Genomic DNA, 20089 nt, shown 5'->3' on the forward strand with positions numbered 1-20089 from the left:
AAGTGATTTTTACGTTCCGCACAGCTAAAATATAGAACAACAACAGAGCAAATCCCACGAGTGTAAAATTAACTTTGTGGGTTTTGCTCAATCCATTTTTGAATGGTTTTTAAATCAATTTTTAAAGCAGTAGCAATTTGCTCAACAGACAAGCCAAGATCAACTAAGGAAAGAGCATCTTCCCTTTTAATATTTTCGGTAGCTGTTTTGATACCATCAGCTACCCCAGCCTCATATTCCGCCTTACGGAGTTTGCGTTCTTCCAGTTCTTTATCATATTCAAATATACTCATGGAGATCACCTCTGCTTTGTTTGCACGAAGAAAGTCGGAAAGAATGTTGTCATGTATACATTCATTGACAGCCAGTTCAACCGCTTCGTTTAATTCAAAATCTTTCGTGTATTTGCGTACAAGATTTACATATTGTGCATATTCTTTTAAAGTTTGACATTGTTCCATCAGTTCTTTATTGTGTCCCTCATTGATATTCAGTGTCAGAACTTCCAGTTCTAGCTTTGGATCACCGGATTGGTTTTCGAAAGCTTCGGATAAATGGTTTACCCAGTAGTCCTTTTTCTTTTCCAGACCATTGTAAAATACAATAAATTGCGGTGCCGGTATTTTCTGTAATACAGAAGAATAGAGAGATTTGTGATCTACTAATTTCTGGTATTCACTGGAAATATAGAATAAATCACGCAGCGGCATATTTGGATTGTAAGTAGACTGATGTTCATACAGAAATAGATCAGTATCAACGATAAAAGCTAGGTCATTTTTCATACCCATATAAATGGCATTTTCCAGTGTCACAATCTCAAGTTTATCCGGATCATCATAGTGTGAACCGCTGATTGCGTTATAAAGAGACAATAAATTTTTTCTGTCAGAGAACAGCATACGGAATACAGTGTCTTTGTACATCCGGTTTGCTTTCAGCGTTTTATTTTGCACCATAGAAGTACCTCCTTTGGCAGGAGTGTACAAAAGTGCGGTAGATATGCAGTCTGCTAATCGGTCAACATTTGAAACTCCTGCTTTTTTATTAATTTTGAAAGAAAAGCATGAATTTTCGAAATGTGAAATAGATTAATAGACGGCATGATGCCAAGAACGTTAAGAAAATATGCTTTGCCATTATACTAACACATAACTCTTTTTAAATCAATAGAAAATGAAAAATATTAAAAAGACAACATAAACAATAAACAACTGCAACAAATCAAAGGAAACGACTTGCACAAGGCATTGAAAAATGTTATTCTGAAAGAAATATGTATATGGAAATAAGAAATAGTAAAACCGAGATGCCTTTATTTAAGATAAAGGGCGAGAAATTCATATTTGTGGGAGAAATATAAAAAATTTGGTGGTAAAAAGTTAGAAGAAACAGCGAGGAATGGAAAATGAAGGTGAGATTGGGAGATTATATACAAGAGTACTCAGTTAAAAATAAGGATGATGAAAATATTTCGGTTTATAGTGTTACAAATACAAAAGGATTTTGCAAAGATTATTTCGGAAAAGAGGTAGCAAGTAAGGATAAAACTACTTATAAAATAGTTCCATATGGATATTTTGCGTATAATCCTTCACGAATTAATGTTGGATCAGTAGATTGGCAAAGAAAAGAGAAAAAAGTTATAGTAAGTCCATTGTATAATGTTTTTTCGGTATCACCGAATTTGGAGCGACAGTACTTATACTATTATTTGAAAAGCGATTTTGTTTTACAGCGTATAAAAGCCGTGGCAACTGGAAGTGTACGCGATAATTTAAAACTTTCAATGCTATATGAATTTCCAATTGAATTACCAAAACTTGAAAATCAAAGAAAAATTGTAAAAATTCTTGATAAAGTAAGTGATGTTGTTGAAAAAAAAGAACAAGAATTAGAACAACTGGACACTTTTGTCAAATCCCGATTTGTCGAATTATTTGGTGATCCGATAAAGAATCCAAAAGGATGGGAAGTTGTAAAATTGTCGGAATGTCTGGAAAGAATTGATAATGGAAAAAGCTTTACATGTGATAGTAATGCACGAGAAGGCGTATTTCCGGCAATTCTTAAGTTAAGTGCTGCAACATATGGGGATTACAGACCCTATGAAAATAAAGCTCTCTTGGATGAGAAGCAGTTTGTGGAATCTGTCGAAGTACATAGAGGAGATTTGCTTTTTACAAGAAAGAATACACCTGATCTTGTTGGAATGGCAGCCTATGTTTTCGAAACACCAGAAAAACTTATGATGCCAGATTTGATATTTCGCTTAGTCACAAACGAGCGAATGACGCCCACATTCCTGTGGCAATTAATCAATAATAGAGAGTTTAGGCCGGCTATTCAAGGTATCTCTGGTGGATCAGCGAAATCTATGTCAAACATATCTAAGGAACGTTTGAAGAACATAGAGGTTATCTGTCCACCGATTTCTGAGCAGAAGAAACTTGAAGGAGTATTGGAACAAGTCGACAAATTAAAATCTAAGATTCAAAAATCCTTAGAAGAGACGCAGTTATTATTTGACAGTCTGATGCAGAAGTATTTTGGATGAAAAGGGTGATGAAATGGCAAAAATGACAGTATATCATGGTGGATATATGGCAGTGGAACATCCGGAAATCCGAAAGGGACGTAATACAAAGGATTTTGGGACAGGTTTTTATTGCACAATTATTAAAGAACAGGCTCAGAGATGGGCAAAACGTTATGATACTAAGATTGTTTCTATTTATGATGTGCGTTTAGATTCTTCGTTAAAAATCAAAGATTTCCGGGAAATGACAGATGAATGGTTGGATTTCATTATTAATTGTCGGGCAGGAAAAATACATGACTATGATATTGTAATCGGAGCGATGGCAGATGATCAGATTTACAACTATGTTTCTGATTATATAGATGGCTCGATTACGAGAGAGCAGTTCTGGGTGCTGGCAAAGTTTAAATATCCGACACATCAGATAAACTTTTGCTCTAAAGAAGCACTGAAATGTCTGGAATACAGGGGATTTGAGGTGGTTAAATAATGGAGAATGGAAGAGAAGCCAGAAAGGATAATGATTTATTTTTTACCTGTGCGTTGATTGATTATATTGCAAGAAAAACGAAAAATACCAGGGCAGATGTCGTTGATGCATTAGGAAAAAAGCGTCTGGATAAGATTTACGATCTGGCGGATATTTACCATAGTGATAACATTGATCGGGTAAGCGAAGATTTTATCAAAGAAGCCCAGATTAAACAGGGAAATTTTGATAATGTCGGAGAATGTCAGTATGCAATTCCTACACACTGGGACATCGGAAAAGTCTATAAACGCCTTATTAAGCAGGTTTCAGAAAAAGAGAAGATAGAAGTAATTGACGCACTGATTAGAGTTTATAATTCTTTTCTGAGCGAGAAAATAGATGATTATAACAGCAGTGTTTATTATGAAAATCCATCATATCTTTTCGAATGTTACGAGGAAAATAAGATTCTTTAGAAAAAATCTGTTATACTTTCTGCAAAAAACAGGAGTGCAGAAAAATGGAGAATCAGATTTATAATATTTTAAACGACATGGCGGAATTTTTAAATGTAATGCAGATGAAAAAGCTTCAGAAAGTGCTGATTTATCACCTAATGGAGGCGAAACAGGTACAGGAAGAGATTTCAAATGAGAAATATCTGGAAATGTTTTTGACGGCAAAACAGATTGAGGGGTGTTCAGACAGGACAATTCAATATTATCGTGTAACGATTGAGCATATGCTGAAAAGAATTACAATACCACTGCGTCAGATTGCAACGGAGGATATTCGCCAATATTTGATTGATTATCAGAAAATCAATAATTGTGGAAAGGTGACAATAGACAATATTCGCCGCAATTTATCAAGTTTCTTTTCTTGGCTGGAGGAAGAAGATCACATTTTAAAAAGTCCAGTGAAACGTATTCACAAAATCAAGACGAAAACAGTGGTAAAAGAAGTGATTTCCGATGAGAGTATTGAGATTTTGCGTGATAATTGCAAAGAAAAACGCGATCTTGCCATCATAGATTTACTTTTTTCAACAGGGATGAGAGTCGGTGAGCTGGTAAATCTGGATATTGCAGATATTGATTTCAATGAAAGAGAATGTATTGTATATGGAAAAGGTGATAAAGAACGCAGGGTATATTTTGATGCAAGAGCAAAACTGCATTTACAGAATTATTTAAAATGCCGGACTGACGATAATCCGGCACTATTTGTGACGCTCAATGATCCGCATAAACGCCTGAAAATCAGTGGAGTGGAAATAAGATTGAGACAATTAGGACGAGAATTGAAATTAGAGAGAATCCATCCGCATAAATTCCGCCGAACTATGGCAACAAGAGCCATAGATAAAGGGATGCCGATCGAGCAAGTACAGAAACTGCTGGGACATCAACAAATCGACACCACGATGCAGTATGCAATGGTTAATCAAAACAATGTAAAAACATCCCATAGACGCTTCATAGCCTGAGCAAATTTTTCGCTGTTCATATTTGCAGTGCAGATGAAACTGCAAGATAATGCAGGTTTGTGAGGAAAAATGGAATGAGATTATTAGATTTATGCGATATAAAATATGGATATGCATTTGATTCTAAAAGATTTACCGATAATCCAATTTATCCACCATTAGTTAGAATACGAGATGTAAAAAGAGGTTTTTCAGAAACATTTTATGCTGGAGAATATTCAAAAGAATATCTTTTGCATAAAGGAGATCTTCTAATTGGAATGGATGGAGAATTCAATATAGCCAGGTGGAAAAGTGTAGATGCATTATTGAATCAGCGAGTGTGTAAAATATCAGCAAAAAAAGAAACAAATGAAGAATACATAAGGTTTGCGTTGTCGAAAAAATTGAAAAATATTGAAGATAAAACATCATTTGTCACAGTAAAACATTTATCAGCTAGGGAACTTAGTACAATCGAATTTACTATGCCTGAATATGAAAAACAAAGGAAAATAGCGGATATTCTTGTATCAATAGAAAATATTATTGAAAAAAAGAAACAAGAATTAGAACAGCTGGACACCTTTGTCAAATCCCGATTGAGATTTCACCTGTTTTAAGAAATTTAATAACTGTTATATTTTATTATTAAATTCTTCGCACCCCCTTGAAAACACTGGATTTGTCGCAGGTGAGCTTTCCCTTATTATTTTCCTTGTGTTATATCGTCCCATCAGTGTTTATGCACTCTGATAAGGGCAAATACAAGGGCAAGAAAAATCTATAAGACAGTATAACACAAAATAAAAGTGACATGGTGAACTGATTGAAATGCTTCTTAATTTTTGCTACTACTGATTGATTAAATGATAAGGAGATGGGATACGATGAGAACAATATTTGCAGAATACAATCCACAGTGCAACAGCATTGATGTATATACTAATACGGGCTATATACTCCGTATTGATTGTTGGGAAGCAGAAAAAAATTTAAGAACCACACCTGGATCTGATTGTGCTTTGACATCGCTTGCAATCGATGAGCCATTAGAATATGCAAGGTTATATCTTGATGGGAATTTACAGATGTGGGTAGATGCTGAAGATTCATTAGAGTTATGATTATTCCAATCAAAATCTACTAGAATTTATTAAAAATTAGCTTCATAATTTTAAAAGGACAGCCCTATTGCTATGAGGCTGTCCTTAAAAATACAATAGATAAACCTAGATTATTCTTGCTACTATCTGATTGTTAAATTTTCTGTATTCCATATTGCAAATCTCCCTTTTCGCAATATTTTATTAGTATGAATGCCAGAATCGCTGAAAAAACACGTGCCAATACCGTACTCCACCATATCATAATCTGTCCACCAAATAAAGGTGGTAAAACAAGCATAAATATCAGCATCAATACTGGTTCAATGAATGTAAGAATGTATGACAATCCACTTTTTTCAGTAGCATAAAATCCAGCTGTCGCTATTCTGGTAATCGCAACAAATGGTAATGACACTAAAAATATAGGTACAATTTTAGAAATCTCAATACTTACTTCATAAGAAGCTCCGAAACCCCCTCCAATATTTGCTCTGTTTACATACATGATAATTCCACCACAAACAGCAAGAATTATTGCAAAAATGTATGCCATTCTCTGAACTCCTCTCAGGCTTTCTTGATCCTTCTCACCATAAAAACGGCTCATTAAAGGTTGACTTCCATCACCTACGCCCTGCAATATGAGATATATGATACAGATAATATAGGATACACATGCATAAGTTGCAATAGCTTTTTCTCCCCCATAAGAAGCGGAGAATCGGTTTATAAACACCAATGAAATATTAGGAGTCAATGCTAGCCCAAATGGTGCAAGACCTACTCTGAATATAGCGCCACACATTTCTTTTACATTTTTTAAGGATACATACACATAAAACTTTTTATTATATAATGCGTATATGATTGCAATTGCTGCAGTCACACCCTGTCCGGCTATTGTAGCTGTGGCTGCACCTTTCATGCCCATTTCATATATCCATACAAAGATAAAATCCAGAACAATATTGGTTATGAATCCACCAACCATCGCAAACATTGACCAGAAAGAGTTTCCATAATTTCTAATGAATGGCATCATTCCAGTTCCAAGAATCTGCAATATTGCTCCAAGTGCTATAATTTTGATATAATCTGTCGCATTTGTTAATATAATTCCATCTGCTCCAAGCAATCCTAAAATTTTAGACGAAAAGGAGTAAATAATTATGGTATTGATAACACTTACTATTACAAGAAGCCACCAGCTTGTAGCAATAAATTCTTCTGCCCGTTTTCCTTTCTTTTCTGCTGCATTAATTGAGTAATAAACAGCTCCTCCCATACCAATTCCTGTTCCAAGAGCCTGAATCAAAGCCACAATCGGATATGCAATATTAATAGCCGAAATTCCAGCATCTCCTATGGTATTGCCTACAAAATATCCATCCACTATCGCATATATTCCTGATAATGCAAATGCTATAATAGATGGAATAACATATTTAAAAAATAATGATTTATGATTCATTTTTCTTACAATCTCCTTCCTTGAAAAGTCTGATAAACAGCTCTGTATTATCATTAAGACTTTCTATATTCTCTAATCCCATTTTTTCGATTACATATATTTCTTTTGAGTGCAGTTTTTCTATGATATCTTTCGTATATTCCATTCCTGATTCTGTGAGGCATATCAGCTTATTTCTCTTGTCTGAATCATCAGATACCATATTGATGTATCCTTTTTTCTGAAAATCTTTTAGTATCGTATTTACCGTTTGCTTAGGTATATTCCATTTTTCACTTATCATTTTCTGCGTGCATCTTCCATTACTTTCATAAAATGAATACAAAGCAAAAACTCCATTTGAAGACAGTCCCTGATCCTTTGACCATTCCTCATACATTGCTGTACATTCTTTCCATAAAGCATAATATCGTTGCAACTGTATTATCATATTATTATCTTTTCTCATCTTTTTTCTCCTTAAATTAGTACGAATCCGGACTTTTATAGTATAGTCCGAGTTCGTACTAATTGTCAAGATTTATTTATATACTTTTTCTTTATATAAACAATCAATAGTCCCTTACTAAGGACAGGAAGATTATGAAATTTCCCTGTCCTCTTTTAATAATATCCTCGTTCTTCCATCCAGTCTTTCACATAACATCTGATTCCAATATAAATAATATGCGACAGTAATAGCAATACAATAAGATTTATCGGATTAGCGTTTTTAATCCATTCTCCAAAGTAAATTACAACAGCTGTACTCGTTATCGCTACCACGATACTGATGATATCCCAACAATATTTCCGGTAGATTTTTCCTACCTGATAACCAATCCCGATTATCAGCCACCCGGTTATTACGAATAAAATTGCCATGACAGTACCGGCAATCAGCCAGTACACAATCCCGGAAAGAATACTGTTAGGTATTCCACTGCTTAACTGTCCGAAAGAGTCTGCACCTGTCACAAACTCCCGAAATAAACTTCCCATTCCTTTTCCTAACGCACCGAAAAAGACGATACAGTCGTTAAGGAAAACCGGCGAAAGAATCGCAGTAAACAGTGTTGTTGTTATGCTGTACCATGCCAGTAGAAACAAGATACTTTCATAACCAATCGTCATATTTTTATATTTCTTTTCTAACTGGCTTTTACGGCTATCGCATTTTTCTTTTGCTTTCCGGTAAGCAGTACGGTCACATTTTTCACATTTCTCATAAGGCACTTTTTTCTCAACAGCTACCTCTACCGTCTTTTGGTGTGTCTGTGCATAAAGTTTTTCCTGCTCTGCTTTTTCATACTTAAATTTCCATGCCACGGCTTCTGCGTCGGCTCTTTTCCTGCTGTCTGTCTCGCTGGTCAATCGTTCCTCTGTTTGCCTTAATCTTGTCCGCAATGCTTCGATATTCTCGGCTCTGTTTTCGCTGTTCAATTTCTCGTTCAAGGTCAGCGATTCGCTTAGCTGCCTGTTTAGTTCCTGGATTGTCTGGTCTTTCTGATCCAGTTCGTCCTGCATCTGTTCGGTCATCAGCAGAAGTTCTTCCACCTGCCCGACGTTCTCTAAGTTTCTGCATTCGCTCATCGATCTCCCTCGCTTTCTCTATCTGCTGTTTAAGGTCAGCAATTCGCTGTTCTGTTTCTGCAATAAGCTGTTCTCGTTGTTCAGCTTCTGCGTTAATTCCTGCCATTGCTGATTCTCGTTTTCCAACTGTTCGATTCTGGTTTTCTGTTGCTCGATCTGTGAGAGCAGTTCTTCTGTATCTGGCAAAAGATTTAGCAGCCTGGATAATTCGCTGTTTAAGCTTTTTAAACTCTGGTTCTGCTCCTGAAAAGACAGGAGCTGTCGATCCCGTTCCTGCAATTCCTGTACCATCGCTGCCATAAAATTCTGCTGTTCCTCGATCTGGTTTATCATTGTCTCCATCATGGGAATGACTTCCCGGCTTTCTTCTAATGTCATCCAATCGCTCCTTCCATTGTGTCAATGCACCGGATACCTTTCCGAAAGAAATCTGTATTTTATCCAGCAGTGCATTTTGTCTTTTTATGATCTGATTTTCTACCACTTTCCATGACGCTGATTGTGTCTGCCCATTTTGAAATTTCTCATCAATTTTTCTGGCATCCGCGCCCTCATGGATCGTCGGTATCTCTAATTTCCCCTGCCTTGCATAAGAACGGTGGTCAATGTGATTTTCCGTTTTCAAATGTGAATTACAGACATTCGCCCATTCACTCCGCCACAGTTCACAATTTTTCGGACTGTTCCATCCGGTAGCATCGGTTAATACACGTTTCCACTGTTTACGGTTCCTTGCACCGACTTTCTGATTACCGTTTTCGTCCAATACCGGGATTCGGATTCCATGACGGTCAGGGTCCTTTTTATCCTGCCACCAGTCCGGATGGGATTCATCCACCACAATATTTCCATTTTCATCTCTGACAAACTCCCAATCCTTGATTTCTTTGTTCCCCCATGAGTGGTCTGGATTGAATGGTCGCATCGTCACAAGTAAATGCACATGGGGATTTCCATCTCCTTTATCGTGGATACTCCAGTCCGCACACATTCCCTTATTTACAAAGGTCTTTTGAATATATTCGGTTGTATAATCAATCTGTTCCTGTCTGTTCCATTCTTTCGGAAGTGAGAACTCAAATGACCTGCCGAGTTGTGCATCTGCACTTTTTTCTATCCTCAAAACTTCATTCCATAAACGCTGCTTCTGAAAAGTAAGTTTAAATTTTTTCAGTGCGGCTTCTTTGTTATCTGCCCTTTTATATCGGACAGATTTCTGGAACCGTCTGATATTTTCAGCAGGTACATTCAGCCATTCCTGTGGTGCATTTTCACACATCAATAGGCTGGTATAAACAACTTCTCTTTTGGAAGTGTAGTAGCTGATTCTGCCGGTTTCTTCATTTTTCATCACATCACCATTGAGATAGGCAGATGCTGATATGATGGATTTCCCTTTGCTGCGTCCAACAATCTTTACTGTATAATGAAAAATCGCCATGATCCGTTTCCCCCTTTCTGCCGTATCCGGCTTTGATTTCCGGCAGGTAACGTTTTCCCAAAAAGAAAATGGTATCTGCCGGAACGCCCTCTGCGTAAGAGTGCCCTGTGAATAACAGCCTGCATGGAATGCGCCCCTCTGGCGAAGAGTGCCTCCTGCGGCATGAGCAGGTCTGCATGAAATGCCCGCCGACGGAACGAGCCCGGCAAGCGTAAGCGCAGACCGGTTGCCACCTGTGGCAAACTTATACGGACGACCTCTGGTTGTCCATAAGTGCGCCCTTCATGAAAAAGCAATGAAGGGAATGAAAAATCCACTCCCTCCGGCATTACACTTCCTCCGTATTCGCAACTGGCTCTTTCTGCATTGCCTTTGAGAAGAATCTCCCATTTGCTTCCTGCCTTTTTAAGAAGCCGATCAGCTTTGGGATATCATCTTCCTCAATCGCAGAACCCAGCACCGATTCCACCGCACCACCAATCTGGCAGAGCCTGTGTGTCCGCTTTTTGGTTTCCACATCTTTCTGACGTTTCTTCAGTTCCCGTTTCTGTGCTGCATACTGTTTTGCTTTCTCAAGGCTTTCCTGTTCTTTCTTTTCCAACTGGAGCATACGCTCCTCATAACTCTTTGTTGATCTTGCCATAAATATCATCGTCCTTTCTTTTTCTTCCAAACATAAGTTTCCTGTTGTCTGTCAGACGAAGTACATGGTATAATCTGTTTGCGTGTAGGTATATCATGACTCCGGTCTGATAGAACCTTTGGCGGTTTCTTCGGGAACCGCTTTTTTAAGTTGAACCGTTTCTTGTGACTGCTTTCACATTTCCCTTATCCCTCAAGTCTCTGCCCTCGTTGGCTTCCATAAAAAGTTCCAGCATATCCGTTTTGATCAGGACTTTTCTCCCGACCTTTAATACCGGAAGTTTCTTCCATTCCACCAGTTTTCTCAGGGTGTTCCTGCCGATTCCCGTATAATCAGCAGCTTCTTCAATAGATAAGGCAATCTTTCTTTGTGTCATATGACCACCTCCTTTTAAATTGCATTATGCAATTTCATTTGTGCTGTCAGTATAGCGTGTTTATATTGCTTTGTCAAGCATTATGAAATTTTATTCTTTTTCCATTAATTGCATATTGCAATGTATTTTGTTGCGTGGTATAGTAATGACATACCGAAAAAGGAGGCACATCAGCATGAAAGATAAAGAACTACGCAAGCTGATCGGCAGCAGGGCAAAACAGCGCCGTCTCGAATTAAATCTGACACAGCCTTATGTCGCAGAGAAGATGGGAGTTACCGCTTCCACAATCCTGCGTTATGAGAATGGTTCGATTGACAATACCAAAAAGATGGTACTGGAAGGTCTTTCGGAAGCACTTCATGTATCGATTGAATGGCTCAAAGGGGAAACCGATGAATATGAAACTGATATTACGGATAAGAAAGAATTGCAGATTCGTGATGCGATGGGCGACATTCTCAAACAGTTTCCTCTTGACCTCAATAAAACAGAAGACGCTTTTTCTAAAGACTTACTGCTGTTAATGTTAAAGCAATATGAACTGTTTCTGGATTCGTTTCAGTTCGCCTGTAAAAATTACAAAGGCAGTACCAAAGATGCGGACATTGCCAAAGTAATGGGATTTGAATCGAAAGATGAATATAATGAGATTATGTTTCTCAGGGAGATCACACATACTGTCAACGCATTTAATGGTATGGCAGATGTTGTAAGGCTCTATTCAAAGAAACCGGAAGCGGCAGAACAAAGGCTTGCAAATCTTTTATCCGAAGTTATGTATGACGATTCTGAATCGGTATAGTAAGATAATCGGAGTTATGATACAATGAGCGCAAGCGAGTCAAGCTGTTTACAGATTTGACGAGCGGCGAATTGGCTTATGGACTTGTCCATAAGATGCCTACACGCAAGAAGCATTTCAGCAGTTCCGATTGTCTGATATCGAAAGGAGACATACGATTATGGCAAAAGGATCTGTTAGAAAAAAAGGAAAAAAATGGTACTATCGTTTCTATGTAGAAGATGCAAGCGGTAAAATGGTTCAGAAAGAATACGCCGGAACCGAAAGTAAAAGTGAGACGGAAAAGCTTCTCCGCAAGGCACTGGAAGACTACGAAGATAAGAAGTTTGTTGCAAAGGCAGATAATCTTACCGTAGGGGAACTTCTGGATATGTGGGCAGAAGAAGAACTGAAAACTGGGACACTCAGCAACGGTACAGTGGAAAATTATCTTGGTGCAATCCGATGTATCAAAAAACACCCGATTGCAGACCGCAAACTGAAAACAGTTACTGCCGAACATTTACAGGCATTTCTTGATCTGCTTACATTCGGTGGTGAGTTTCCAGACGGGAAAGTAAAAAAGGGATACAGCAAAGATTATATCCATTCTTTTTCCGCAGTGTTACAGCAGTCATTCCGTTTTGCAGTATTTCCAAAACAGTTAATCAGTTTCAATCCGATGCAGTATATTAAGCTGAAAAAGCAGGCAGAGGAAGTTGACCTCTTTTCCGATGATGAAGTGGAAGAAGGTACACAGCCGATTTCACATGAGGATTATGAACGGCTTATCCAATATCTGGAAAAGAAAAATCCACCTGCTATTCTTCCGATTCAAATTGCGTATTATGCCGGGCTCCGTATCGGGGAAACCTGTGGTCTTACATGGCAGGACATTAACCTTGAGGAACAATGCCTGACCATAAAACGCAGTATCCGCTACGACGGCATGAAACACAAAAATATTATCGGACCAACGAAACGGAAAAAAGTAAGGATTGTTGATTTTGGAGATACGCTGACTGAAATACTGAAAGCTGCCAGAAAAGAACAGCTCAAAAACCGGATGCAGTATGGCGAATTATATCACCGCAATTACTACAAAGAAGTGCATGTGAAAAACAGGGTATATTATGAATACTATCATCTTGACGGAACACAGGAAGTCCCGACAGATTACAAAGAAATCTCCTTTGTCTGCCTGCGACCAGATGGCTCTTTGGAACTGCCGAGTACACTCAGCATTGTATGCAGATCAGTGGCAAAGAAGCTGGAAGGATTTGAAGATTTCCATTTTCACCAGTTGCGTCACACTTATACCAGCAATCTGCTTTCCAATGGAGCTGCACCGAAAGATGTACAGGAACTGTTAGGACACTCTGATGTCAGTACCACAATGAATATTTACGCTCACTCAACAAGAAAAGCAAAACGGGATTCCGCAAGACTTCTTGATAAAGTAGCGAGCAATGCTTAACTAAAAATTTCCCTTATTTCCCTTGCGGATTCCGCATAAGGGCAAAAATAAGGGAAAATACATATCATTTCACTATTTAATGGGCTGAAAAGCCTGTAAAATAAGGAAAGTTCAGGAAATCTCTCCACAAATCCCGATTTGCAGAGATGTTTGGAAACCCGCTTAATGGAACTGCTAAGTACCCAATTCATCAAGTAGGTGAAGTAGCTAATTCAGTTGATCCACAACCGAGCCATAGAACACCGCCAGTAGAAGAAGATGGTGTTCCTTACGTGAGTATAAAAGATTGTGATTATAAAACAGGGAAAATTGATTTTGAAGGAGCTCGTAAAGTTAGCCCTAAAGTTTTAGAAGAACATTTGAATAGGTATACTCTACATGAGGGAGATTTTGTAATTGGAAAGATTGGAACCATAGGTAATCCGGTATTTATTCCTGCTCGTGATGATTACACTCTTTCTGCAAATATTGTCTTAGTTCAACCTAATAGAGAATTAGTTAGCCCATATTTTTTAAAGTATTCTTTTGAATCAGATTTTGTGGAAAGACAGTTTGCTGAAGCTAAAAATTCTACTTCACAGGCAGCATTTGGAATTCAAAAAGTAAGAACAGTTAAAGTTATGAATCCTGATTTAGATGTTCAAAATAAATTTGAAAACTTTGTCCAACAAGTCGATAAATTAAAATAATAAAAAGTTTGTTAATATATAATGGACTAAAACACGGACTTCTGGCTGAATATTCACAAAAAATCAGGCTATATTTCTTGTAAATGGCGGAAAAGACAAAAAAATAACCGCCCCAGTCTGCAAACTAAGCGGTTATTTTTAACCTAATAAACATCAGGCGAACCGTCATGGTAGCACCTTTTGTATTTAAATATGAACTGTCTGTATCATAGCACAAAACGACTTTTGTGTCAAATTATCAGCAGTATCTTGAACGCAGAGAAGCATTCCCCCATTTCAAATGTGCAGAGCACTAAGCGGTGGGTGAGGGGGATGCTTATGTCAGTGGGAGTTGAAAGCTCTCGCTGACAGGTCGCGAAGCGACTGCGTTCATGAGCAAGTAGCGAAGCGGATTGCGAATGTCCGCTTTACCGGTAATTAGCGGTAATTCACCTGATCTTTCTGATTACAACAGATGTCCCGTTTGCAATGACTCCGATTACATTATTGGAAAACATATTGTAGTCAATGTCAATGCCAATGACTGCATTTCCACCCAATGCAGCTGATTTTTTGATCAGTTTATCCATGGCAGCGTGCCTTGCCATCTCAAGTTTTTCCTCGAACATCCCGGATTGCACGCCAAAGAAATCAGCAAATGAAGAAGTAAATTCTGAGAGAAATCCGGTGCCAAGAACTACTTCGCCGGCGACAATCCCCAGGTAAGATACGATTTCATAACCTTCAAACTGAAATCCGGTTGTTACCATGTGGGTTTTTTCACGATAATCCAGATCCTGTTTTTCGTTTTCTGCCCGTTGTATTTCTTCTTTTTTTGCACGACTGTCCCACAATTTTTCGTCATAATCCGGATTGCTGTATTGATAACCTGCACGCATCGCTTCGATGATCTGAGGTAATTCTTTAGGATCAATATGGCTTAACTCTTCGTCGGATAACAGTTGAACCATTTCATTTCCACAATAATCGCAGTTTTCTGCAAGATGATTGCTTTCTCTGCAATTTCCGCAGTGTTTGCAGCATAAAATCATAAGCGTTCCTCCTTTAGCGTATGTATTTTCAAAATGGTAAGCTCTTAAGTTAAATACCATTGTAATAGGAATCTGCCATCTGTACAATGTTTTTTTTGTGAACAGGAACGGAACCTGTCGTTTTTTGTGAAATATGTGTTTTCAGGCTGGATTTACGGGATTTGTCGGATTCCTTTCATAACTTTCTTGTGAGAAAAACCACTTCGTGTTAAAATATCAGAAGACATTTCACGAAAATACAACAAGAGGGGGTGGCGGCGTGACGAACTTTGATTTCCTGAAGGATATTCCGCAGTTTGCAGCCTTTGCGGATGTTGCGGTGGCAGCGGAAAAGATCCTGATGATCGACCCGGAGGCGAGTGTGATGAACTGCCGGCGGGCGATGGAATTTGCCGTCAAATGGATGTATTCGGTTGACGATATGCTGGTGATGCCATATCAGGACAAGCTGGTCAGCCTGCTGAATACGGAAGAGTTTAAAGGAATTGTGGATGCAGACATTTTGCGGAGAATGGATTTTATTCGCAGGGTGGCAAATCAGGTGGCACATACGGGAAGAAAGCTGACGCTGGATCAGGCGAAGCTGTGCCTTGAGAATCTTTATATATTTCTGGATTTTGTAGCTTATTGTTATGCGGATGATTATCAGGAGGGGCAGTTTGATGCAGGTCTTCCGGAGCAGAATCAGGAGATCCTGGCAGCGGAGACAGCCTTTCCGGATATTGATCTGGAGGCTTTGATCGCAGAAAATAAAGCATTGAAGGCAGAACTGACTTCCAGGCGTGAGGAGCAGAAGCAGACGTATGTTCCGAAGCCGCTGGAGTTGTCGGAGTATGCAACCCGCAAACAATATATCGATACGATGCTGATTGATGCCGGATGGATGGAAGGAAAGAACTGGCTGAATGAAGTCGAAGTCTATGGCATGCCAAATAAATCAGGCAGCGGTTTTGCGGATTATGTGCTTTATGACGATGCACACCGGCCGCTGGCGGTGATCGAGGCGAAAAAGACCTGTGCAGATGTGGCGAGCGGACGGCAGCAGGCAGAGTTATATGCGGATTCTCTGGAGCGGCAGTATGGACGCAGACCGGTCATTTTCCTTACGAACGGATTTGAGACGAGGATTGTGGACGGACAGTATCCGGAACGGCAGGTTTCCTGCATTTATTCCAGGAGAGATCTGGAAAAATGGTTTAATTTAAAAACCATGCGGGGCGATCTTGGCAGTGTCCGAATTGATAAAAAAATCGCCGGAAGGTATTATCAGGAAGAGGCGATCAAGGCAGTATGCGAAAGCTTTGATAAAAAGAACAGAAGAAAAGCACTGCTTGTCATGGCGACTGGATCGGGAAAGACAAGGACGGTGATCGCACTTTGTGATGTGCTTCTGCAAAACGGCTGGGTGAAAAATATTTTGTTTCTTGCAGACCGCACTTCCCTTGTCACACAGGCAAAAAGAAGCTTTGTCAATATGCTGCCGGATCTTTCGGTGGCAAATCTGTGTGAGGAGAAAAGCAATCTGCATGCACACTGTATTTTTTCAACTTATCAGACGATGATCAACTGCATTGATGCCACACGGGACGAAGACGGAAAATTATTTACGAGCGGCCATTTTGACCTTGTGATCTGTGACGAGGCACATCGTTCGATCTACAATAAATACAAAGACATTTTCACATATTTTGATGCACCGCTTGTTGGTCTTACTGCGACGCCGAAAGATGAGATCGATAAAAATACCTACAGCATTTTTGAGCTGGAGAAGGGCGTGCCGACTTACGGTTATGAGCTGGCACAGGCGGTAAAAGACGGTTATCTGGTGGATTTCCTTTCGGTGGAAACAAAGATGAAATTTCTGGAAGAGGGCATTGCGTACGATGAGCTTTCGGACGAAGATAAAGAAGCATACGAGAACACCTTTGTGGATGAAAACGGACAGGTTGTGGAGCGGATCCAGTCCTCAGCACTAAATACCTGGATTTTCAATGACGATACGATCAGACAGGTGCTGGACATTCTGATGAGACATGGAATCCATACAGACTACGGAGAAAAGCTCGGCAAGACGATTATTTTTGCGAAAAATCATGCTCATGCGGAAAAAATATTTGAGGTGTTCAATAAAGAATATTCACATCTGCCGGGTTATGCAAAAGTGATCGATAATCGTATCAGCCATTCCCAGAGCCTGATCGATCAGTTTTCGGAGCCGGATAAACTGCCGCAGATCGCCATTTCCGTTGATATGCTGGATACGGGAATCGACGTGCCGGAAATTTTAAATCTGGTCTTTTTTAAAAAGGTAATGAGCAAGGCAAAATTCTGGCAGATGATCGGGCGTGGAACGAGGCTCTGTCCGGGACTTTTGGATGGTGAGGATAAGCAGAAATTCTATATTTTTGATTTTTGTGGGAATTTCGAGTTTTTCCGGATGCAGAAGGGAAAAGAGACAGCAGTCCGGCTGCCTTTGCAGAGTGCGATTTTTAACCTGAAATTTCAGATTTCGTATAAATTGCAGGATTTACAATATCAGACAGAAAGACTGATCGCCTATCGCAAAAACCTGGTTGAGAGTATGCAGGGAAAAGTACAGGAACTGAGCCGGGATAATTTTGCGGTGCGTCAGCATTTGAAATATGTGGAATATTATTCCAATCCGGAGAATTATCAGAATATCCGTTACGAGGATACGTTGACCGTTCAGGAGGAGGTTGCACCGCTGATCATGCCGGATCAGGAAGAGGCGTCCGCCGTTCGTTTTGACGCACTGCTTTATGGGATTGAGCTTGCTTATCTGATGGGAAATAAATATGGAAAAGCGAGAAAGGATCTTCTGAAAAAGGTGCGTGCGGTGGCAGGTGTTGCCAATATTCCGCAGATCAAAGCACAGGAAAAACTGCTGAATCAGATCCTGCACACGGATTATCTGGAGACGGCCGGTGTGGATGAATTTGAACATATCCGTGAAAATCTGCGGGAACTGATCAAATATATCAAAGAAAAAGAAGGAAAGCGGTATGATACCGATTTTGCGGATGAACTTCTGGCGATGGAATGGAAAGAGTCGGAGCTGGAAAATGATGACCTGAAAAATTATAAAGCGAAAGCAGAATATTATGTCCGCAGGCATCAGGATAATGAGGCGATTGCCAGGCTGAAGAATAATCAGCCGCTGACAGCGGCGGATGTACAGCTTCTGGAAGAGATCCTCTGGGGAGAACTGGGGACAAAAGAAGAGTATGAGACGGAGTACGGGCAGAAGCCGCTCGGAGAATTTGTCCGTGAAATTGTCGGCTTGGATATGAACGCTGCAAAAGAAGCATTTTCAGAATATCTGGATGAAAACAGCCTGGACAGCAGGCAGATTTATTTCGTAAATCAGATCGTGGAATACATTGTGCAAAATGGCATGATGAAAGATCTGTCGGTACTTCAGGAGGCACCATTTACGGATCAGGGAAGTGTCGTGGACATTTTTACGGATCTGAACGTATGGATGGGAATTCGGAAAGTGATCGACCAGATCAATGCAAATGCCGTAGCAGCTTAGGAGATAAATAAACTATGAATTTTTTTGATTACATAAAGAACGAGTCGTTTTTTAAACCGCTTACGTTCAAATACCGCAGGATTTATTATGACTGTATCCGGATTTTGATCGACCGTTCGAAGGAACTTCCGGTTCTCTACGAGTCGGATGCAAAGGACAGTATCACACTGTATCTGAAAAACGAAGAGATTCAGCGACTGATCGAAGAAGCGGATGATGAGAATGAGGCGGTGCAGCTTCAGGCGGCTGAGATTCTGGCCATTTTCCGTGAATGTGGATGGATCAAGCCACGGCAGATCGGACGCAGCGGAGAATATGTTGTAAATCTTTCGACGGATTGCCGAAGAGTGATTGATTTTCTGGATAAACTGACTGAAAAGAAAAATGAAGGTACGATGTCAAACCGCATTCTCTCAATGTATGAGATCATGAAATCCGCATCGGAAGAAGGCTCGGTGCGAAAAGAACGACCGTATTCAAACATTCTGGTGCCGATGATGGAAAATGAAACCGAGCTTCGTAATGAGCTGGCTGATTTAAAAGACAGTATATCGGATATCATGAAAACAGTCATCGAATTTCAGGACATGAACAGTTTCGGGCAGTTCATTATGAAAAATGAAATGTTGGACCGGTTTTTCAGTGAATATTTCTTCGTAAAAAACAACGGACTGATCCCGACCCAGCTTTCTTTCATCCGTGACCGGATCGAGGATCTGCGTTATGGGGATATGTATGAGAAAATGGTCGAAGAATGTGGAAAACGTCTGCGTTGCCCGAAAGAGCAGGCAATTTCCCGTGTGGATCGTTACATGGCGGAACTCCAGTATTTCCTGAGTGTGGAATACGAAGAAAATATGGAACTGATTGATACTCGCATCAACAGTTATTATAATCTGGCAAATACGAGGATCATGCAGATGGCGAGCAGCCGTGTCAGACTGGAGAATCTTCTCGGCGATTTCCTGGACCGTGTTTCCAGGATTTCAAAAGAAGAGCAGGATGCGGCGATGGAAAAAGTGGAGAAATGCACTCGTGTTATCAACCAGAAATACGTTGGTTACAAATCATTCGAGCAGAATCGGCGTATCCGCAACGAAGGTCAGAATATCGCATTAAACACCAATGCGATGTCGGAAGAAGAGATGCAGAAACGGACGGAGAATCTGTTCCGCAGTGCACCGAACCGATATGCTCCGGCCCGTGTCGGAGCATATCTGGATGAGGCACTTGGATTGGATGTGAGCATGGAGCTGAAAGAAAAGGGTGTGCAGACAAAAGAAGAGGCACTGATGATCGCAGCGGCGATGCTTTATGCGAAAAATGCAGAATTTCCATACGAAGTCCGTATCAAGAACGAAAAAGTGAGCACGAAGATTGCCGATATCAGCAATGTGGTGATCTCGAGAAAATAAAGATGTCAGAATTGTGGATCACAGGGTACGAAAATATTTACAG

At 39.8% G+C, this 20089-nt stretch carries 19 protein-coding genes; 11 read left to right on the forward strand and 8 right to left on the reverse strand.

The window, feature by feature from the left end; translation table 11 throughout:
• Positions 1-68 precede the first annotated feature (68 nt).
• Entirely contained in the window at positions 69-959 is an 891-nt protein-coding gene (locus tag LKD42_RS07410; protein ID WP_248835281.1) for a hypothetical protein, read from the reverse strand.
• Between the two features lie 449 nt (positions 960-1408).
• Here LKD42_RS07410 and LKD42_RS07415 point away from each other — a divergent pair, with 449 nt between their 5' ends.
• The 6 genes from LKD42_RS07415 to LKD42_RS07440 all read left to right on the forward strand — a co-directional run bounded on the left by LKD42_RS07415 (position 1409) and on the right by LKD42_RS07440 (position 5609).
• Entirely contained in the window at positions 1409-2557 is a 1149-nt protein-coding gene (locus tag LKD42_RS07415; RefSeq protein WP_248835282.1) for a restriction endonuclease subunit S, read from the forward strand.
• Between the two features lie 13 nt (positions 2558-2570).
• Positions 2571-3032: a DUF3990 domain-containing protein gene (locus LKD42_RS07420; protein WP_248835283.1), complete on the forward strand. Its 462-nt coding sequence runs from the start codon at positions 2571-2573 to the stop codon at positions 3030-3032.
• The gene (locus LKD42_RS07425) at positions 3032-3490 is read left to right on the forward strand and encodes a hypothetical protein (protein ID WP_248835284.1); all 459 of its coding nucleotides are present in this window, start codon (positions 3032-3034) and stop codon (positions 3488-3490) included. The genes LKD42_RS07420 and LKD42_RS07425 overlap by 1 nt, the downstream gene beginning before the upstream one ends.
• Before the next feature lie 44 nt (positions 3491-3534).
• Positions 3535-4503 (forward strand): site-specific tyrosine recombinase/integron integrase, encoded by a 969-nt coding sequence (xerA, locus tag LKD42_RS07430; protein WP_248835285.1) that lies wholly within the window; start codon positions 3535-3537, stop codon positions 4501-4503.
• A 74-nt stretch (positions 4504-4577) separates the two neighbouring features.
• Positions 4578-5105: a restriction endonuclease subunit S gene (locus LKD42_RS07435; protein WP_248835286.1), complete on the forward strand. Its 528-nt coding sequence runs from the start codon at positions 4578-4580 to the stop codon at positions 5103-5105.
• A 267-nt stretch (positions 5106-5372) separates the two neighbouring features.
• A complete protein-coding gene (locus tag LKD42_RS07440) occupies positions 5373-5609 on the forward strand; it encodes a DUF6061 family protein (protein WP_002578301.1) in 237 nt (78 codons plus the stop codon).
• A 133-nt stretch (positions 5610-5742) separates the two neighbouring features.
• Here the strand turns inward: LKD42_RS07440 and LKD42_RS07445 are convergent, their stop codons facing one another.
• The 6 genes from LKD42_RS07445 to LKD42_RS07470 all read right to left on the reverse strand — a co-directional run bounded on the left by LKD42_RS07445 (position 5743) and on the right by LKD42_RS07470 (position 11094).
• A complete protein-coding gene (locus tag LKD42_RS07445; protein ID WP_248835287.1) occupies positions 5743-7062 on the reverse strand; it encodes an MATE family efflux transporter in 1320 nt (439 codons plus the stop codon).
• The gene (locus LKD42_RS07450) at positions 7052-7510 is read right to left on the reverse strand and encodes a MarR family transcriptional regulator (RefSeq protein ID WP_108817235.1); all 459 of its coding nucleotides are present in this window, start codon (positions 7508-7510) and stop codon (positions 7052-7054) included. The genes LKD42_RS07445 and LKD42_RS07450 overlap by 11 nt, the downstream gene beginning before the upstream one ends.
• 155 nt (positions 7511-7665) lie before the next feature.
• Positions 7666-8370, reverse strand: a complete 705-nt coding sequence (locus LKD42_RS07455; RefSeq protein ID WP_021369328.1) for a DUF6040 family protein — start codon at positions 8368-8370, stop codon at positions 7666-7668.
• Positions 8354-10075, reverse strand: a complete 1722-nt coding sequence (locus LKD42_RS07460) for a MobA/MobL family protein (RefSeq protein WP_117636791.1) — start codon at positions 10073-10075, stop codon at positions 8354-8356. The genes LKD42_RS07455 and LKD42_RS07460 overlap by 17 nt, the downstream gene beginning before the upstream one ends.
• Before the next feature lie 328 nt (positions 10076-10403).
• Positions 10404-10718, reverse strand: coding sequence for a DUF3847 domain-containing protein (locus tag LKD42_RS07465; protein ID WP_024738908.1), 315 nt, complete (start codon positions 10716-10718; stop codon positions 10404-10406).
• 145 nt (positions 10719-10863) lie between these two features.
• The gene (locus tag LKD42_RS07470) at positions 10864-11094 is read right to left on the reverse strand and encodes a helix-turn-helix domain-containing protein (protein WP_002578307.1); all 231 of its coding nucleotides are present in this window, start codon (positions 11092-11094) and stop codon (positions 10864-10866) included.
• Between the two features lie 175 nt (positions 11095-11269).
• On the opposite strand from LKD42_RS07470, the gene LKD42_RS07475 reads away from it, so the two are divergent.
• The 3 genes from LKD42_RS07475 (at position 11270) to LKD42_RS07485 (ending at position 14044) form a co-directional block, all read left to right on the forward strand.
• On the forward strand, positions 11270-11899 hold the full coding sequence (locus tag LKD42_RS07475; RefSeq protein WP_248835288.1) for a helix-turn-helix domain-containing protein: 630 nt from the start codon (positions 11270-11272) through the stop codon (positions 11897-11899).
• 160 nt (positions 11900-12059) lie between these two features.
• Entirely contained in the window at positions 12060-13355 is a 1296-nt protein-coding gene (locus LKD42_RS07480; RefSeq protein ID WP_009321335.1) for a tyrosine-type recombinase/integrase, read from the forward strand.
• 146 nt (positions 13356-13501) lie between these two features.
• Positions 13502-14044, forward strand: coding sequence for a restriction endonuclease subunit S (locus tag LKD42_RS07485; RefSeq protein WP_248835289.1), 543 nt, complete (start codon positions 13502-13504; stop codon positions 14042-14044).
• Between the two features lie 428 nt (positions 14045-14472).
• Here LKD42_RS07485 and LKD42_RS07490 read toward each other — a convergent pair whose 3' ends face one another.
• On the reverse strand, positions 14473-15075 hold the full coding sequence (locus LKD42_RS07490; protein WP_248835290.1) for a YbjQ family protein: 603 nt from the start codon (positions 15073-15075) through the stop codon (positions 14473-14475).
• A 259-nt stretch (positions 15076-15334) separates the two neighbouring features.
• Between LKD42_RS07490 and LKD42_RS07495 the strand changes: the two genes are divergently transcribed.
• Together LKD42_RS07495 and LKD42_RS07500 are read left to right on the forward strand one after the other, a co-directional pair.
• Positions 15335-18631, forward strand: a complete 3297-nt coding sequence (locus LKD42_RS07495) for a DEAD/DEAH box helicase family protein (protein ID WP_248835291.1) — start codon at positions 15335-15337, stop codon at positions 18629-18631.
• Positions 18632-18645: 14 nt separating this feature from the next.
• Positions 18646-20046: a Wadjet anti-phage system protein JetA family protein gene (locus tag LKD42_RS07500; RefSeq protein ID WP_147632331.1), complete on the forward strand. Its 1401-nt coding sequence runs from the start codon at positions 18646-18648 to the stop codon at positions 20044-20046.
• Positions 20047-20089: the final 43 nt, after the last annotated feature.

Origin of the sequence: Hominisplanchenecus faecis, assembly GCF_020687205.1 — a bacterium.
Classification (GTDB): domain Bacteria; phylum Bacillota; class Clostridia; order Lachnospirales; family Lachnospiraceae; genus Hominisplanchenecus; species Hominisplanchenecus faecis.

Bases quoted from the DNA above. Each gene is read 5' to 3' on its own strand.
- LKD42_RS07410 (WP_248835281.1), bottom strand. From the start codon at position 959: ATGGTGCAAAATAAAACGCTGAAAGCAAACCGGATGTACAAAGACACT.
- LKD42_RS07415 (WP_248835282.1), top strand. From the start codon at position 1,409: ATGAAGGTGAGATTGGGAGATTATATACAAGAGTACTCAGTTAAAAAT.
- LKD42_RS07420 (WP_248835283.1), top strand. From the start codon at position 2,571: ATGGCAAAAATGACAGTATATCATGGTGGATATATGGCAGTGGAACAT.
- LKD42_RS07425 (WP_248835284.1), top strand. From the start codon at position 3,032: ATGGAGAATGGAAGAGAAGCCAGAAAGGATAATGATTTATTTTTTACC.
- xerA (WP_248835285.1), top strand. From the start codon at position 3,535: ATGGAGAATCAGATTTATAATATTTTAAACGACATGGCGGAATTTTTA.
- LKD42_RS07435 (WP_248835286.1), top strand. From the start codon at position 4,578: ATGAGATTATTAGATTTATGCGATATAAAATATGGATATGCATTTGAT.
- LKD42_RS07440 (WP_002578301.1), top strand. From the start codon at position 5,373: ATGAGAACAATATTTGCAGAATACAATCCACAGTGCAACAGCATTGAT.
- LKD42_RS07445 (WP_248835287.1), bottom strand. From the start codon at position 7,062: ATGAATCATAAATCATTATTTTTTAAATATGTTATTCCATCTATTATA.
- LKD42_RS07450 (WP_108817235.1), bottom strand. From the start codon at position 7,510: ATGAGAAAAGATAATAATATGATAATACAGTTGCAACGATATTATGCT.
- LKD42_RS07460 (WP_117636791.1), bottom strand. From the start codon at position 10,075: ATGGCGATTTTTCATTATACAGTAAAGATTGTTGGACGCAGCAAAGGG.
- LKD42_RS07465 (WP_024738908.1), bottom strand. From the start codon at position 10,718: ATGGCAAGATCAACAAAGAGTTATGAGGAGCGTATGCTCCAGTTGGAA.
- LKD42_RS07470 (WP_002578307.1), bottom strand. From the start codon at position 11,094: ATGACACAAAGAAAGATTGCCTTATCTATTGAAGAAGCTGCTGATTAT.
- LKD42_RS07475 (WP_248835288.1), top strand. From the start codon at position 11,270: ATGAAAGATAAAGAACTACGCAAGCTGATCGGCAGCAGGGCAAAACAG.
- LKD42_RS07480 (WP_009321335.1), top strand. From the start codon at position 12,060: ATGGCAAAAGGATCTGTTAGAAAAAAAGGAAAAAAATGGTACTATCGT.
- LKD42_RS07485 (WP_248835289.1), top strand. From the start codon at position 13,502: ATGTTTGGAAACCCGCTTAATGGAACTGCTAAGTACCCAATTCATCAA.
- LKD42_RS07490 (WP_248835290.1), bottom strand. From the start codon at position 15,075: ATGATTTTATGCTGCAAACACTGCGGAAATTGCAGAGAAAGCAATCAT.
- LKD42_RS07500 (WP_147632331.1), top strand. From the start codon at position 18,646: ATGAATTTTTTTGATTACATAAAGAACGAGTCGTTTTTTAAACCGCTT.